Source organism: Aminobacterium sp. UBA4987 (assembly GCF_002396985.1).
Classification (GTDB): domain Bacteria; phylum Synergistota; class Synergistia; order Synergistales; family Aminobacteriaceae; genus Aminobacterium; species Aminobacterium colombiense.
Genome location: NZ_DGZF01000001.1, coordinates 96,515 through 111,648 on the forward strand (window position 1 = coordinate 96,515; position 15,134 = coordinate 111,648).

A 15,134-nucleotide genomic window follows, 5' to 3' on the forward strand; every position below is an offset into this window, starting at 1 on the left:
ACTTAATAAGGTCAGCCTCTTTTTCATAAATATAAGCATATTCCACGATGATAAGACGGGTTCCTTTTTGTATAAATAGACGGCATGTACCCTATATAAAGATAATAAAGATTATTTTTGAAGGAGCTTGGGATGAAAAAGTACGTCTTTTTGGTTTTGACAGCTTTTCTTTGTATGTGCCATTCTACTGAAGGATTAAGTGAAGAAAAAATAATATTCACTACCCCTCTCAGTCTTGAACAGTGTCTTGCCATAGCGGAGGTACACCACCCGAATCTTAAAGCATCCAGGGCTAAAATTGATGTAGCTGACAGCCAGATGGGGCAAGTTGCTTCAAAAGAACGCCCTCAGGTTGATGTTTCGAGCAGCTACAGCCGTCAGGAGTCTTCTGCTGCTCGGGATGGCGATACTTATTCTACAAGTGCTGGAATTTCACAGTTAATTACAGACGCTGGGAAGACGAAGGCGGAAAAAAGCATCGCTCGTTTGAAGAAAGAGAGTGCTTCTCAAAACTATAAAACCATTGAGTGTCAAGTTCAATATAATGTTAAAAAAACCTATTTTGATGCCCTGGAGGCACAGAAAGATCTCGAAGTAGCCGAAGAAACTTTGAATCTTTATACTCTTCTTCTCACCCAGGCCCAGGCCTTTTATGACGTGGGCTCTGTTCCAAAATATGATGTGACTACTGCGGAAGTGGAACAAAGCAAGGCTAGGCTTGGGGTGGTGACTGCGAAAACAGCAATAAAAAAAGCGAGGGCAGAGCTCAATAATGCCATGGGGGTTACAGAAGCACCGGAATATGTACTCAAAGATGTAGAGGAGCGTGTTTCGTTCTCTATACCTTTCGACGAAGTTTTAAAAACAGCGTTAAGGAAAAGGGCAGACCTTCTGGCCAGTGAGATAGGTGTTAAGGCAGCCAAGGAGAGCATTCGCCTGGCTGCGAAAGGAAATGCACCAGAGGTAAGAGCATCGGGAAAATACGCCATTGGCGGCAGTCATCCTACCGAAGATGATAACTGGTCTGTTGGAGTTACACTTCAGATCCCCCTTTACGATGGAGGACTTGAGGGGGAGAAAATAAACCAGGCCAGGGCGGAGTTGGTTGTGGCCGAAGGGGAGGAAGAGTCTCTTCGCTCTGATGTTCGTAAAGAAGTGGAACAGGCTTATATGGAGTTTATCGACTCTGATGAGGTTTTGTCAGTTGCGCAAAAAACGGTGCAGCAGGCAGAAGAGAATCTGACGATTGCGCAAAACAGATATAAAGTAGGCGTAGGCTCTCCAATTGAAGTGGCCGACGCTACAGAAAAATTTAAAGAGGCTAAGCAAGGGTACTGGTCGGCACTCTATTCTCATCACCGGTCCTGGGCTGCTCTTGAAAAGGTGGTAGGGGGAACGGTGGAATGAAAAAGTGGATAGTTGTCCTTCTTTTACTTCTTGCTTTGGGCGGTTATTTTATCATATCCCGTAAAGACGCTTCAAAAGCCATGGTTGTGGAAACAACTCCTATTACTCGTGGCAAGATCATAAAGACAGTTTCCGCAACGGGCAGCCTTCAGGCGGTCAATACTGTAAATGTTGGAACCCAGGTTTCCGGCACGGTCAAAGCTATCTATGCCGATTTCAATTCTATTACAAGAAAAGGAGCGCTCATTGCAGAGATAGACCCTGCTCTTTTGCAGGCCAACCTCGAGACAGCAAAGGCTGACGTTCTTTCCGCTCAGGCAGACCTTGCAAAAGCCGAGGCCACTGTTAAAAACACGAGGAAGAACAGGGATAGAAAAAAAGAGCTCTATTCCAGAGACCTTATCGCAGAAAGTGAGCTTGATGCAGCTCAGACAGAGTACGATACGGCTCTTGCCCAATTAAAGGCCGCTAAAGCAAGTTTGGCCCAGTCTCAAGCTAATTTGAGACATAAGGAGGTAAGTCTTGGCTACACGCGTATAACCTCTCCTATTAATGGAGTCGTTATTGACAGGGCAGTGGAGGTTGGACAGACTGTGAATGCGAGCCAGTCTGCTCCCACTCTCTTTACTATCGCAGAAGATCTGACGAAAATGAAAGTGGAAGCGAACATTGATGAAGCTGATATTGGACAGATAGAAGCAGGACAAAGGGTTGAATTTACTGTTGATGCCTATCCTGAGCTCTTTTTTATAGGTAGTATAGAGGAGATCCGCCTTGCTCCTAATGCCGAAGGCAATATAGTTACATACACAGTTATCATTATGGTTCAAAATCCGGATCTTAAACTTATGCCTGGTATGACAGCTAATGTTTCGGTCATTGCCAAAGAAAAGATTGACGTGTTTAAAGTATCTAATGCTGCCTTGCGTTTCAAACCGAGTCCAGATTTTCTCGCTTCCAATGGAAATGGGCAAAATTTTAATTCGGCTAGACGAAACGCTTCTTCAAACCAGAAGACACTTTGGCTTTATGACGGCAAGGAATTCAAGCCCCTTCCCGTATCTATAGGAATATCTGATGGTTTGTACACTGAAATTTCTGGCAATGTTAATGAGGGAATGAATGTGGTTACAAGCATTCTTTCTGGTAAAACCAATAGCAATGGAGGAGGGTCTCCCTTTGTACCTGGTCCGCGTCGATAATATTTACAAGACCTACTCTATGGGAGAGGTAGATGTTACGGCTCTTCAGGGCGTGTCTTTTTCCGTTAAAAAGGGAGAATTCCTTTCGATTATGGGGGCATCGGGGTCTGGAAAATCAACGCTTATGAACATTATAGGATGTCTCGATACCCCAACGGAAGGGCATTATTATCTTGATGGAACAGACGTGAGCACCATCGACGAAAACCAACTTGCGGATATCCGGAAGAATACTATTGGTTTTGTCTTTCAGGGTTTTAACCTTCTTCCCCGTATGACAGCTCTCGAAAATGTAGAACTCCCTATGCTCTATAGCGGCATATCGGCAAGGAAACGTCATGAGCGAGCTCTCCACGCCCTTCAAATTGTGGATTTGGAAGACAGGGCAAATCATCAGCCGCAGCAGCTCTCAGGAGGCCAGCAGCAGCGTGTGGCTATAGCGAGAGCTCTTGCCAATGATGCACCCCTCATTCTGGCTGATGAGCCTACCGGCAATCTCGATAGCAAAACGGGGATAGATGTGATGAAACTCTTCGTGCGACTTAATGTTGAGTCCGGTAAAACTATTATACAGGTTACTCATGAGCGGGATATGGCACTATTCGGCTCCAGAATTATTACGGTAAAAGATGGAACCATAGTGCACGATGAAAGAGTGAACCCGACATGCTGAGTTTGTATGAAACTTCGAAAATATCCTTTAGGTCTCTTCGCGCCAATAAAACCCGTTCGGCTTTGACCATGCTTGGAATCGTCATAGGCGTTATGGCGGTGATCATTATGTTCGCTGTGGGGAGCGGTGCCAATAAAGAGATTGCAGAGCGTTTTTCGAGTCTTGGCAGCAATATGATTGTGGTGCGTCCCGAAACAATTACCTTTGGAGGTTCACGAAGTTACATAGCTCATAATCTTACAATTGATGATGCGATGTCCATTGGAGAGGAATGCAGCGCGGTGGCTTACGTTGCTCCCTATTACGGCGGAACGGCTCAAGCGGTCTATGGAAATGAAAATTACCCGGCCCGGGTGACAGGGACGACCTCTGACTATCTTTTTGTTCGTGATTTGAGCCTTGCCTCAGGGAGAACTTTTACAGATCAGGATGTACGGAGCGCGACAAAGGTTTGTATTGTGGGGCAGACCATTGTAGATAATTTATTCGTGACGGAGGACCCAATTGGTAAGATCCTTCGTCTTAAAGGTGTGCCCATGGTTGTAATCGGCCTTCTGAACAAAATAGGGGAAAGCGCTATGGGGCGGGACGAGGATGATATTGTTCTTGTTCCAATTACTACCGTGCAGCGACGGTTGTTTAGCCCCCAAAGGATGGGTATGGCTTCGTCCATTTCGGTAAAGGCCCTTTCTGAACAGCACCTTGATTTGGCTCAGGAACAGATAGAAGCGCTTCTTGCTCAGCGCCATCGGATAAAACCAGGGGAATCAAATGATTTTACTGTGCGCAACCTGACACAGATGGTGGAAAGCGCCAAAAGTGCGACCCGGGTCATGAGTTTGCTTCTCACTGCAGTGGCAGGGGTGTCCCTTTTAGTGGGGGGCATTGGCATTATGAATATCATGCTTGTCTCGGTTACTGAACGGACACGGGAAATTGGCATTCGAATGGCTATAGGGGCCAAAAGAGCAGATATTCGATTGCAGTTTCTTGTGGAAGCCCTTACTCTCTCTCTTTTAGGGGGAATTACAGGTATTATTCTTGGTATCGCAGGGGCTGAAGTTATTTCGAAGGCGTTGGGATGGACCGTTGATATCTCTCTTCTATCTGTGGTCCTTTCCTTTGGATTTTCTGGCTGTGTGGGCATCTTCTTTGGCTTTTACCCAGCATATAAGGCTTCGTTGCTTAATCCCATCGAAGCGTTAAGATACGAATAATAAAAGAAGGGGCTATCGAAAAATGACAGCCCCTTCTGACTTTCTCGAAAAAAGAATCAAAGGCGGTGAACACCTGCTGCAATGAAGGAAAGACCTGCTTTGGTGAGGGCTTCGGCCGTGGTGTTTACTGCTTTGTGCTTAAGAAGATAATTGCGGGTAAGTGCCTCCCAATCTCCAGTGCCTACTATTTCCTTTTTATCTCTAAAGTAGTCGAGTATATCTGACTGGTGATAAAGCTGCTGTTCGTCTTCTGGATTTCCTCCTTCATGTTTGGCTGAGATGTTAGAAATAGTTTTTGCAAGCTCAAGGAGTTCATCTCTTCTATCGTATGGCTGGCGAACGATGCTTTTCCACGTTTCTGTAATATGGTGTTCTATGCGAACATCATCTTCTAGACCGAGTTCTCTTCGAATCTCTGCAGATTTTGCGATATGCTCTCCATCAATAGAATTAGATAAATTAAATCCAGCAAGAGGGGTGGTCCCGTCATCTCTGGCGAAAAGACGGGCAGCCAGCAATGTCCACAGTACAGAATAGGGGTTGTCATTTCCCATGAAAACCGAGATTTTGAATCTGATGTTTACACCGAGACGGTAGAGGAGATATCCTAAAAAAACTGTTCCTGGATTTATATTCAGCACTTCGTCTACTCCATAGTTTACATAGTAATAGAGAAGCTCATCGATCCATTTTAGAGGGTGGCTGTTGGGTTGCCCGATGCCGCCGAAATATCCAGTGATGGTATCTGGCCCTCCCAGATGTATGTTCGATCCGTCTGTTCCTTTAGTATCGAGAGTCTCTACACAACTGGCTCCAAGAATTTTAATGGCTGCTCTTACCGCTGGTAAGTCCCCATTATCGGCTTCCTGCTCTTTCATCTTACGGACTCTAATAAAACGGCCAGGAAGAATTTCACCCTTTTCTTTGGCCTGTTTCGCTTCAGCTATCAGCCAGGGGAAATATTGCATGGCACTGATCTCAAGAGTCACAGCCATTGTTTCGTCATAACTCCATGCTGGCCGATCTGGAGCAATGCGGGAACGATATTCGGATAGGGATATAAAATCCCCACAGTCTTTAGCAGCCTGTAGCCAATCCAGCTCTTTGACATGGGATGGGTTTGCGTGTTCCACTTTCTCTAGAAGACTTTCAACCTTCCCAGCTTCACGGGCTTTTTCGTTGATCTCTGATACAGTACCATATTTTGAAACGACTCTACGCAGGTCGGTTAGGGTCTTATTTTTGGGATCAGAGAGAAAACAGTTAATGTCCTCCAATGTTTGCGGCATTATGCAAAACTTTTCGTAGCTCATCTCAAAACTCCTCCTCACATCTTTATAATAACTGCCTCTACTATGAAGCCTGTGTTTTTCTCTAAAAGAGAACTTGTTCATGAGCAACAATAGAGAGCATGTCGGACAGAAGAGCCTGTCCCGTTTCTTCTCTTCCTGCTCCAGGGCCTATAATAGTGACATTTTTGATATTGTTTGTGTTGTAAGTTATGGCGTTGGTGGCGCCGTCCACTCCTGCTAAAGGATGGGATAGCGGAAGTTCAACAGGAGCTACTGAGGCTAAAACTCCATCCGAGGTACGTTGAATATGAGCAAGAAGCTTGATTTTTGCCCCTTTAGATTTAGCTGCTTGTATATTTTTACGGCTCAAGCCAGCAATACCCTTTCGAGTTACCTTAGAGAGAGGAATAGTGTTTCTCATAATAACATTTGCAATGATCTGAGCTTTTACTGCAGCGTCCCACCCGTCCACGTCCCCTTCGGGATTGGTTTCCGCATATCCTAAATCTTGAGCCTCCTTAAGGGCAACATCGTACTCAAGCCCTTCTTCCATCCTGGTCAGGATATAGTTCGTTGTACCATTAACTATACCTTGAATTTCATAAAATTCACACCCTGCCATAGATTCCAATGCCAAATTGATGGCGGGAGTTCCGCTCATGACAGTGCCCTCAAATCGGTATTCACATCTTTTGTCAGAAGCTAATTTCTGAAGTTCATGAAATGCCAGAGAAACAGGACCTTTGTTGCTGGAAATGACATGCTTTCCTTCATTCAATGCGGCTCTTGTGATGGATAACCCAGGTTCACCGGTAGTGAGGTTTGTGGGGGTAACGTCAATAACAATATCTACGCCAGAAAGACGAACAGCTTCCAAGGGGGAGATAAAATCTGTACCTATGGATTCGCCACGATCCAATCTGTTAAGAAGGGCCTGCAGAGAAATACCTTCGGGATTCATACAGGCACCTTTTGTCCGGCCTACTACAGCTAAAGTTTTAAATTTGAATCCCCACTTGCGATAAAGTTCTTCTTCCTCTCGAACCAAAATACGAGCGAGACCTTGACCAACGTTACCAAAACCAATAAAGCATAGGCCCCAAATCTTCATATTTCACCATCTCTTTTCTCTCTAGAATAATGACATAAAAAAGGCCGGGAGCCTTCTAAAATTGAAGACCCCCGGCTGAAGTTTCAGTACACGACGTATCAAACGCCGACTGCTCCAGGAGGGTCGACACATGTCGTCATAGTAGTAGTTATAGTTACATTGATAAGAGAAATTTCATTGATGCTATAGTTTTTTGACGACACGTAAAGATCCTCCTTTCCTGAATACTTAATAAATTTTCAAGGAGATTAACATAATGTGCTGATAGTGTCAATTGTATTGTCATCTGGCAGGGATAAAGTCATTCCTAAACAGCCGCTTCAACGCATGAACTTGGAAACAAAGGGAGAAGTTTCACCTCTTCTCAAGAAATGGCCAGAAGGACCTTCTCCAAGAAATTCGGAGAACCACGATTCGTGTTCTATTTCTTCATTTAAAATGGCCAGGGCAAGCTCATAGGTCCGATGATCCTTGCCTGCTGTCAAGTGGCATATCTCGGTGTATCCACGGACCGCGCATCGCTCAGCGTTTACGAGAACCATCAAGATTGCTTTTACGTCTGTAGGGTCTTTAGGCAATGATGCGGGAGGACAGGCAGAAATATCGTGAAAGGCCTTCATATCGTCAGGAAGTTTGCCCCCTAACTCGTAAATTCTGGGAACGAGTGCTTCAAAGTGGTTTCTGTCCTCAATTCGTGCTGTCTCCGCTATTTCCTTTATTCCTTCTCCTTCGAGGCCAATAAGATTGCATCGAAGTATAGTGTAGTAATAAAAAGTTGTCAGCTCTGCAGCTGCATTGGCCACAAGCAATTTTAGGAGTTTTTCCACATCAACTCCTGCTTTTTCAACCATTTCTCTTGCTACTTTTGCCATTTTCGTGCCTCCTTCCGAATTGAAACATCTTACATGCAGATAAATATATCGCAGCATAATTTGCAATACAATACAGAAAACCCTGATATTAAGATGAGTAAACCCAAAGAGGCGGAACGAAACTCAGGTCCATCTACACAAATTCAAAAAATTTTCTTGACAAAGTTGCTAAAAGTCTGTATGCTAACCAAGCTGCAGAAAAGAAGCAGCAAAAACAATTTAGGAGGCAACATCTTGACACAAGGAACAGTAAAATGGTTTAACGGCACAAAGGGCTATGGGTTTATCACTGGTGAGGACGGAAAAGATTATTTCGTTCATTTTAGCGCGATTCAGGTTGATGGTTTTAAGACTCTCGACGAGGGGCAGAAAGTCTCTTTTGATATCGAGTCTGGTCAGAAAGGACCTCAGGCTGCCAACGTTAAACCTCTGTAAGAATTTACGTTAATTCTAGGCAGATAATAGGGACTGCCCATTAGGGCAGTCCCTATTTTTATGGTTATCTCGAATGGAAGGTTGATAATATTAAATTGAGCGGTTCGGAAAGGATTTTTACACGGAGGGATATCAAAAGGAAGTTTGTTATTTTAATAACATGACACTGGCATTTGCCGTGATTTTCATCCATAATCATAAGTAGCAAATTTGCCCCAAAAGGAGGAGCTTATGGCCCTTTACGTTACCGGCGATAAACACGGAACCGTAGAAATGGATGAGTTGCTGCCTTTTTATTATGCTGTGGGCAAAAATTTGAGTGAGCATGACTTTTTGCTCATTATGGGTGACTTTGGCCTGCTCTTCGCTCCTGAACCTACACAAAAAGAGCTGGAGTGGCTTCAATGGCTTTCCTCTATGCCGTGGACGACACTTTTTATAGACGGTAACCACGAAAATTTTACACGACTAGATGACCTTCCTACAGAAAAACATTTCGGCAACCCCGTAGGTGTGATTACAGATAAAATATTTCACCTAAAGAGAGGGTATGTTTATACTATAGAAAATTATGCTTGCTTCACATTTGGTGGAGCGTTAAGCATCGATAGGTGTTTCCGTCGCCCAGGAATCTCGTGGTGGGAGCGCGAAATCCCATCTGAAGAAGAAATGGTTAGGGGCTGGCAATCTTTAGAGCAGGTGAGATGGAAAGTGGATTATGTGTTTACCCACATGGCTCCTTTTTCCGTTTTGTTAGAGTTGCTTCGTGCAAAATATATTGGCATTACCCTTAATCCCTGCCATGTTCCACGAGATCCAGTAGCTCTTTACTTTGATACCCTTGTTCCCCGTCTTCATTTTCGCCAGTGGTATTTTGGACACCTCCATGTTCAGACTCCGCCCTTTAGTGTGGGGATCGAGGGAGAAGGGTTCTACCAGGCTCTTTATCGCCTGGTTATTCCTGTAGAAGAATCGTTAATGTCGGCAGAACCTCTGGCTGTGAGGGAACATCGGGAAGAAAGTCTTTCACAGATTCTTTTTAAAACTAAATCCCTTCTCTCTCTTATAGAACATCATGGAGAGTTGCTTAATGCGTGGCTGGAGTTTGAGCAAGTCCTACAGGGCCATGACATAATGGCTTTCCACACTTTAATTCGGCGTACAACTCTTGAGGAAGTTGAAGAAGCCATAGAAAGCTGCAAGCGTAAAGGATACTATCACCTTCTGCTTGTGCTTAAGGTAGAATTCAAAGAAATGTCGTGCTAAAAGTTTTAGGAGCTGCCATCTTTGGAGGTGGGCTTGGTTTTGATAGAAAAACAATGGCCGAAAATACGATGTGCTGGAGATAGCTGCGTGGTTATAGAGTATGGCGATGCTATATCTTTAGATGTGAATGGAAGGGTTCAGGCTTTACGACGTACTCTAGAAAGTAAAAAAGTTTCAGGGTTGCGTGAACTTGTTCCCACATACTGTTCTCTTGCAGTATATTTCGACCCTCTTGCCATTGATCCTTTACGATTCTTTCCTCTTATAAATCGTCTAGCTAGTGAGGCCGAATCAGATTTTATAGGAGAAAAGGGAAGAGGTGTCATCATTCCTGTTTGTTATGGTTTCGAGTTTGGGCCGGACCTTCAAAATGTTATTCATCATTCAGGGTTATCAGAGGAAGAAGTGATTAAAAGACATTCTTCTGTGGATTATTACTGTTATATGCTTGGGTTTACTCCTGGATTTTCATATCTCGGCGGGATGGATGAATCTATCTCCACCCCTCGCCTTGTAGAGCCTCGAGAAAAAATCCCTGCAGGAAGTGTGGGAATAGCTGGAAGACAGACGGGGATTTATCCAATAGATAGTCCTGGTGGATGGCAACTTATCGGGCGAACGCCCTTACGAATGTTTGATGCTACACGAGAACCGCCCACATTAACTGATGGGGGGCTATGGATACGATTTCGACCAATTTCCCCTAACGAATATGCCCTTATAGAAGAACAGGTTTCCCATGGAGAATATACTCTCGAAATGTTTGATAAAGGAGAGGTTCCGGCATGAAGATAAAAGTTGCACAGCCGGGAATGCTTACCACAGTACAGGATATGGGCAGGTGGGGATTTCAGGGCAAGGGGATGCCTGTTGCGGGAGCAATGGACCTTTTTGCTTTGAAAAGCGGTAATGTTATGGTGGGGAACGAAGAAGGAGCAGCTTGTCTCGAAGTGACAGTTCTTGGTCCGACATTGACGGTAATTGAAGGAGAAGGTGCTGTTGTGGCAACAGGAGCCGACCTGGGTTTTTCCATTAACGGAATATCCTATCCCTGTAATAATGTTTTGAAAGTTGGCGAAGGGGACACCCTTTCTTTCAGCGGAATGAAAGGTAATGGTTGCCGTGCATATCTGGTTTTTTCAGGGGGTGTAGATGTTCCTGTCGTTATGGGAAGCCGTTCTACATATCTTAGGGCACAAATCGGAGGAGTAGACGGGCGGGCACTCGTAAAAGGTGATATTTTTATTACTGGCGAGCCTCATATCCTTTGGCGCCGTTTTGTAGATTTTCAGTGTCCTGTAGCAGTATTGCCTGAGCGGAGGACAGGTCGGCCATTACGAGTAGTACTTGGTCCTCAAGATGATGCTTTTTCACCTAAGGGGATAGAGACGTTTTTCTCAGAACCCTATAAAATTACCGAATCCGCTGATCGTATGGGATATCGTCTGAAAGGGGCAGTTATTGAACATTCTGGGGGGGCAGATATTATTTCAGATGCCATCCCTCTTGGTGCAGTCCAAGTTCCAGGTGATGGCCAGCCTATAGTGATGTTGGCAGATCGTCAAACAACTGGTGGATATACGAAAATCGCTGTTCTCTGTTCGCCTGACATTGCTGAAATTGCTCAATATCTTCCAGGCCAGGAAATCCGCTTTAAGCAGGTGTCTTTTGAAGAAGCTGTTTCTTTAGCAAAACAAGAATCTGACCAAATAATAAAACTTAGACAGTCTGTTGCTGCATGGATTACACGGATTGTTCCCCCGATGTCTGAGTGCGAAACAGAAATATTAATGACGTCTGGGACGTGGGAGCTTTCAGTGGATGGAGAAACTCATACAGTGAGTTGGGAGAGTCTTGATTGCTAATTTTTGAGAGAAGGGATGATTCCATGTTCTCTGTAGACTTAAACAGCGATTTGGGAGAAAGCTTTGGTGTGTATGTTCTGGGGCATGATGAAGATGTTATGAAAAGCATCACTTCCGCTAATATTGCATGCGGATTCCATGCTGGTGATCCTCAAGTGATGTTAAAGACAGTCCAGGAGGCTGTAGTAAAAGGCGTAGCAGTGGGAGCTCATCCAGGTTATCCGGATCTTATGGGATTTGGACGGAGAGAAATGGCTTGTTCTCCAGATGAAGTGTATGCCTATTGTCTTTATCAGATAGGGGCAATACAAGCTGCATGCAAGGTCTATGGAATACCTCTTCAGCATGTTAAGCCTCATGGCGCCATGTACAATCAGTCAGCTAAGAATCCAGCCCTGGCTGAAGCCGTAGCTCGTGCTGTTCGGGACGGAGGGGAAGGGCTAATACTTCTCGGTCTAGCTGGCACTTGTTTTGAAAAAGCAGCCAGTGAAGCAGAAATCCCCTTCGCTGTCGAAGCCTTTGCAGACAGGGCCTACCAGTCAGATGGCACTCTTGTTCCACGGAAGCAGCCAGGGGCGGTTATTCATGATATTGAACTGGCAGCAAGCCGGGTTGTCCGGATGGTTAAAGAAGGTGTTGTGGAGGCTATTGATGGAACACTTGTTCCCCTAAGGCCTCATTCTATATGTCTTCATGGAGACACTCAAGGGGCAGTGGCCATGGCTGCTGCTATTTGGGAGATTCTTGTTCAAGAGGGCATTTCGATTCAAAATATCAAGGAGGTTCTTGGGATATGAAAGGGGCAGATTTCTGCAGCTGCACTCCACAGGAAGTTCGCGAGCTGATTCGACAGGGGAAATATAACCTGCCAACTCCTGGTATGGCCAAGGGACATGTTCAGGCTAACCTCGTTATTTTACCGAAAGACTGGGCCTATGACTTTCTCGTTTTTGCTCAGCGTAATCCAAAACCTTGCCCAGTACTTGATGTGACAGAGCCAGGGGATCCGGAACCAAAGATGATCGCTCCAGGTGCCGATATCAGAACAGATATTCCTAAGTATAAGGTTTGGATCGATGGTCAGTGTGTTGATGAGCCAACAGACATAATAAAATACTGGAGAGACGACCTCGTGGGGTTTCTTCTAGGTTGCTCTTTTACGTTTGAAAGTGCACTGCTTGGTGCAGGCATTCCTGTTCGGCACATTGAGATAGGTTCGAATGTGCCGATGTATGTTACAAATATTCAGTGTAAATCAGCTGGGCGTTTGTCAGGCCCAATGGTGGTGAGTATGCGCTCAATTCCATATACACAGGTTCCCAAGGCTGTGCTGTCAACAGGTCGATTCCCTGCTGTGCATGGGGCGCCAGTTCATATAGGCAATCCAGCGGCTATTGGTATTAAAGACATTCATTCTCCAGAGTTTGGGGATGCTGTTCCTATATATGATAACGAAGTTCCAGTATTTTGGGCATGTGGAGTGACCCCTCAGGCAGCGCTTATGGCGAGCAAGCCTCCCTTTGCCATAACCCACGCGCCTGGTTATATGTTTGTTGCAGATTCGCTGGATTCATCCTATGCGGTGTTTTAAGTGAGAAACGGGGTATTACGATGAAACTTCAAGAAGAGCGGGAAGCGATAGTGGCATATTGTCAGAAAATGATTACTTCCAGACTGACAACTGGCACAGGGGGGAACATTAGTATTTGTAACAGGGCCAGGGGAGAAGTGGCCATGACCCCCACAGGTATTGATTATTTCGAAATGAAAGCTGCTGATGTTGTAATAATGAGCCTTTCCGGAGAGATAATAGAAGGAAATGTAAAACCTTCCAGCGAAGCGGAGATGCATCTTGCTTTGTATAAGAGAAGAGATGACATATCAGCTGTTGTTCACACCCATTCAGTGTTTGCCACAACAATTGCGTGTTTACGATGGGAACTTCCCCCAGTTCATTACCTTATTGGTTTTTCGGGTAAAAAAGTGCCTTTAGCATCCTATGCTACTTACGGAACTCCTGAACTTGCTCAAAATGTTGCGAAGGCTATCGGTAACTATAATGCTGTTCTTCTTGCCAATCACGGGCTGGTCGCAGTGGGAGAAACCCTTTCTCGAGCTTTTTCAACAGCAGAGGAAATAGAGCTTGTTTCAGAAATTTACTATCGGACGAAAAGTATTGGCGAACCAGTGATTCTTTCTGAAGAAGAGATGGAGAATGTTCTGCGCAAGTTTGCTGATTACGGAAAACAATAGGGCTGCCTCATTAGTAGCAGCCCTATTAAGCTTTAGTAATCTTATTAGTTGAACATTTTTGACGCGATTTGAGTTAACCCTTGTTCTTCCAGTTTCCCTTTCGTTGGTATCCCTTGTTCATCCCAGCCTTTAGCAGTGTAAATAATATCGAGAAGACGGTCTTGATTAACCACCTGTCCTTTCCCTGGGCCATCTTGTGTAGTTTTAGTCTAAATATCTTTTGGTGAAGGCTAGACTTTGTCTTTGCGTAGGAAATAAACAACTTAAAAAGGAGCGTCTTTTTTAAAAAAATATTGACAATTATTTATAGCATGCAATATGTTTGACATGTTCATGTTGACTTTGTATTTTTACTATGATAAGTTGAATGAAAATTACAATTTAAACAATATCTTAGGGCTTGCGCGACATAGGAGAAGCTTCAGCTGGTGTAGAGAAGATGTACTAAATTCTATTGGCATTGATAAAGGTTGATGTAGACACTTTAGTGAAGGCCGATATTACCATGGTTCTCTTCAAAATACACAATGCATGGGGTGAAGTTTTGTGACAAAAAAGCCAATAGTATACGTGATCGAACCAGAGGGACCAGAAGAGTGGTACCATCCGCTAGAGGAAATTACAGATGTGAAGTTTATTTACCCAGATGAAAATTTTTCAAAAGAGGATTTACGGGGGACAATTGATCATAGTGAAGGGCTGATCATTACTTCTAGGTGCGCCATTAGCAAAGAAGATTTTAGTTTTTTAAAAAAGCTGAAAATTGTAGCAAAATGTGGAGCGAAACCTTCGAACGTCGACATAGAAGAAGCGACAAGACGAGGTGTTGCTGTATCGTATGTTCCCGGTGGTAACAATACTTCAGTTGCAGAGTATGCAGTAATGCTGATATTAGCCTCCCTTAGGCAGTTTATAACCCATTCCCAAGCGATTCAAAATAATGTATGGAGAGCGTCTAACAGTTTTTTAGGCCTGGAATTAAGAGATAAAATTGTTGGAGTCATTGGCTATGGGGCCGTGGGAAAAGAGGTGGTGAGAAAGCTTTATGGTTTTGATTGCAAGGTTATTGTATATGATCCATTTACGAAGGTGGAAAAAAATCAATGTAGTTACCTTAGCCAGGTAGATGACCTTCCTTCTTTGCTAAAAGAATCTGATGTAATCTCGATCAATTGTTTGCTGACTAAGGACACTGAAAATCTTATTTCAGATGACGAATTCAATTTAATGAGGAAAACGGCTATTATAGTCAATACTTCCAGGGGGGCAATTATTGATGAAGTAGCCCTTATCAAAGCACTCAAAGAAAAAACTATAGCTGGAGCAGCTTTAGATGTATATTCTAAAGAACCAGTAGATTCTCAACATCCTCTTAATAATATTCCTAATGTGATAATGACTCCACATGTCGCAGCATGGACAGTAGAAACTCTCTTTAGGGAAGTTAGTGGTGCTGTTAATTCCACGCTAGCTTGTTTAAAAGGAGAAACAATCCCAGGGCTCTTAAATCCGGACTTTCTCAAATTCAAAGTATAAGGTTA

15 protein-coding genes and 1 pseudogene are annotated in these 15,134 nt (G+C 44.1%); 12 read left to right on the forward strand and 4 right to left on the reverse strand.

Annotated features, from left to right (window positions below; all coding sequences use genetic code 11):
• The first annotated feature begins 132 nt into the window (after positions 1-132).
• The 4 genes from B2U56_RS00460 to B2U56_RS00475 are packed head-to-tail and all read left to right on the forward strand — an operon-like array spanning position 133 to position 4,499.
• Entirely contained in the window at positions 133-1,407 is a 1,275-nt protein-coding gene (locus B2U56_RS00460) for a TolC family protein (RefSeq protein WP_286951493.1), read from the forward strand.
• Positions 1,404-2,609 (forward strand): efflux RND transporter periplasmic adaptor subunit, encoded by a 1,206-nt coding sequence (locus B2U56_RS00465; protein WP_286951496.1) that lies wholly within the window; start codon positions 1,404-1,406, stop codon positions 2,607-2,609. Before B2U56_RS00460 ends, B2U56_RS00465 begins: the two co-directional genes overlap by 4 nt.
• Complete coding sequence (locus tag B2U56_RS00470) at positions 2,587-3,282, forward strand: ABC transporter ATP-binding protein (protein WP_013047893.1); 696 nt, start codon at positions 2,587-2,589, stop codon at positions 3,280-3,282. Before B2U56_RS00465 ends, B2U56_RS00470 begins: the two co-directional genes overlap by 23 nt.
• A complete protein-coding gene (locus B2U56_RS00475) occupies positions 3,276-4,499 on the forward strand; it encodes an ABC transporter permease (protein WP_013047894.1) in 1,224 nt (407 codons plus the stop codon). Before B2U56_RS00470 ends, B2U56_RS00475 begins: the two co-directional genes overlap by 7 nt.
• 56 nt (positions 4,500-4,555) lie before the next feature.
• Here the strand turns inward: B2U56_RS00475 and B2U56_RS00480 are convergent, their stop codons facing one another.
• From B2U56_RS00480 to dps, 3 genes are all read right to left on the reverse strand, one after another.
• Entirely contained in the window at positions 4,556-5,812 is a 1,257-nt protein-coding gene (locus B2U56_RS00480; RefSeq protein WP_286951500.1) for a hypothetical protein, read from the reverse strand.
• A 61-nt stretch (positions 5,813-5,873) separates the two neighbouring features.
• Positions 5,874-6,902: a homoserine dehydrogenase gene (locus B2U56_RS00485; protein WP_286951502.1), complete on the reverse strand. Its 1,029-nt coding sequence runs from the start codon at positions 6,900-6,902 to the stop codon at positions 5,874-5,876.
• A 320-nt stretch (positions 6,903-7,222) separates the two neighbouring features.
• On the reverse strand, positions 7,223-7,774 hold the full coding sequence (dps, locus tag B2U56_RS00490; RefSeq protein WP_013047898.1) for a DNA protection during starvation protein: 552 nt from the start codon (positions 7,772-7,774) through the stop codon (positions 7,223-7,225).
• 234 nt (positions 7,775-8,008) lie between these two features.
• On the opposite strand from dps, the gene B2U56_RS00495 reads away from it, so the two are divergent.
• The 7 genes from B2U56_RS00495 (at position 8,009) to B2U56_RS00525 (ending at position 13,593) form a co-directional block, all read left to right on the forward strand.
• A complete protein-coding gene (locus tag B2U56_RS00495) occupies positions 8,009-8,209 on the forward strand; it encodes a cold-shock protein (RefSeq protein WP_013047899.1) in 201 nt (66 codons plus the stop codon).
• A 231-nt stretch (positions 8,210-8,440) separates the two neighbouring features.
• Positions 8,441-9,475 carry a metallophosphoesterase gene (locus B2U56_RS00500; RefSeq protein WP_286951504.1) on the forward strand — a complete coding sequence of 345 codons (1,035 nt, stop codon included), beginning with the start codon at positions 8,441-8,443 and terminating at the stop codon, positions 9,473-9,475.
• 21 nt (positions 9,476-9,496) lie between these two features.
• On the forward strand, positions 9,497-10,264 hold the full coding sequence (gene pxpB / locus B2U56_RS00505; protein WP_273015210.1) for a 5-oxoprolinase subunit PxpB: 768 nt from the start codon (positions 9,497-9,499) through the stop codon (positions 10,262-10,264).
• On the forward strand, positions 10,261-11,340 hold the full coding sequence (locus B2U56_RS00510; RefSeq protein ID WP_273015209.1) for a biotin-dependent carboxyltransferase family protein: 1,080 nt from the start codon (positions 10,261-10,263) through the stop codon (positions 11,338-11,340). The genes pxpB and B2U56_RS00510 overlap by 4 nt, the downstream gene beginning before the upstream one ends.
• A 23-nt stretch (positions 11,341-11,363) precedes the next feature.
• Positions 11,364-12,137 carry a LamB/YcsF family protein gene (locus tag B2U56_RS00515; protein ID WP_273015213.1) on the forward strand — a complete coding sequence of 258 codons (774 nt, stop codon included), beginning with the start codon at positions 11,364-11,366 and terminating at the stop codon, positions 12,135-12,137.
• Positions 12,134-12,931, forward strand: coding sequence for a putative hydro-lyase (locus tag B2U56_RS00520; RefSeq protein WP_286951507.1), 798 nt, complete (start codon positions 12,134-12,136; stop codon positions 12,929-12,931). The genes B2U56_RS00515 and B2U56_RS00520 overlap by 4 nt, the downstream gene beginning before the upstream one ends.
• A 20-nt stretch (positions 12,932-12,951) precedes the next feature.
• Positions 12,952-13,593 carry an L-fuculose-phosphate aldolase gene (locus B2U56_RS00525; RefSeq protein WP_286951509.1) on the forward strand — a complete coding sequence of 214 codons (642 nt, stop codon included), beginning with the start codon at positions 12,952-12,954 and terminating at the stop codon, positions 13,591-13,593.
• Positions 13,594-13,637: 44 nt separating this feature from the next.
• Here the strand turns inward: B2U56_RS00525 and B2U56_RS00530 are convergent.
• A pseudogene (locus B2U56_RS00530) lies at positions 13,638-13,781 on the reverse strand (aldehyde ferredoxin oxidoreductase C-terminal domain-containing protein); the annotation flags it as partial.
• A 358-nt stretch (positions 13,782-14,139) separates the two neighbouring features.
• On the opposite strand from B2U56_RS00530, the gene B2U56_RS00535 reads away from it, so the two are divergent.
• Entirely contained in the window at positions 14,140-15,129 is a 990-nt protein-coding gene (locus tag B2U56_RS00535; protein ID WP_286951512.1) for an NAD(P)-dependent oxidoreductase, read from the forward strand.
• Positions 15,130-15,134 lie beyond the last annotated feature (5 nt).

What these genes read in the sequence shown, in the direction of transcription:
- B2U56_RS00480 (WP_286951500.1), bottom strand. Translation starts at nt 5,812, where the DNA reads ATGAGCTACGAAAAGTTTTGCATAATGCCGCAAACATTGGAGGACATT.
- B2U56_RS00465 (WP_286951496.1), top strand. Translation starts at nt 1,404, where the DNA reads ATGAAAAAGTGGATAGTTGTCCTTCTTTTACTTCTTGCTTTGGGCGGT.
- B2U56_RS00485 (WP_286951502.1), bottom strand. Translation starts at nt 6,902, where the DNA reads ATGAAGATTTGGGGCCTATGCTTTATTGGTTTTGGTAACGTTGGTCAA.
- B2U56_RS00515 (WP_273015213.1), top strand. Translation starts at nt 11,364, where the DNA reads ATGTTCTCTGTAGACTTAAACAGCGATTTGGGAGAAAGCTTTGGTGTG.
- B2U56_RS00500 (WP_286951504.1), top strand. Translation starts at nt 8,441, where the DNA reads ATGGCCCTTTACGTTACCGGCGATAAACACGGAACCGTAGAAATGGAT.
- B2U56_RS00520 (WP_286951507.1), top strand. Translation starts at nt 12,134, where the DNA reads ATGAAAGGGGCAGATTTCTGCAGCTGCACTCCACAGGAAGTTCGCGAG.
- B2U56_RS00460 (WP_286951493.1), top strand. Translation starts at nt 133, where the DNA reads ATGAAAAAGTACGTCTTTTTGGTTTTGACAGCTTTTCTTTGTATGTGC.
- dps (WP_013047898.1), bottom strand. Translation starts at nt 7,774, where the DNA reads ATGGCAAAAGTAGCAAGAGAAATGGTTGAAAAAGCAGGAGTTGATGTG.
- B2U56_RS00510 (WP_273015209.1), top strand. Translation starts at nt 10,261, where the DNA reads ATGAAGATAAAAGTTGCACAGCCGGGAATGCTTACCACAGTACAGGAT.
- B2U56_RS00475 (WP_013047894.1), top strand. Translation starts at nt 3,276, where the DNA reads ATGCTGAGTTTGTATGAAACTTCGAAAATATCCTTTAGGTCTCTTCGC.
- B2U56_RS00525 (WP_286951509.1), top strand. Translation starts at nt 12,952, where the DNA reads ATGAAACTTCAAGAAGAGCGGGAAGCGATAGTGGCATATTGTCAGAAA.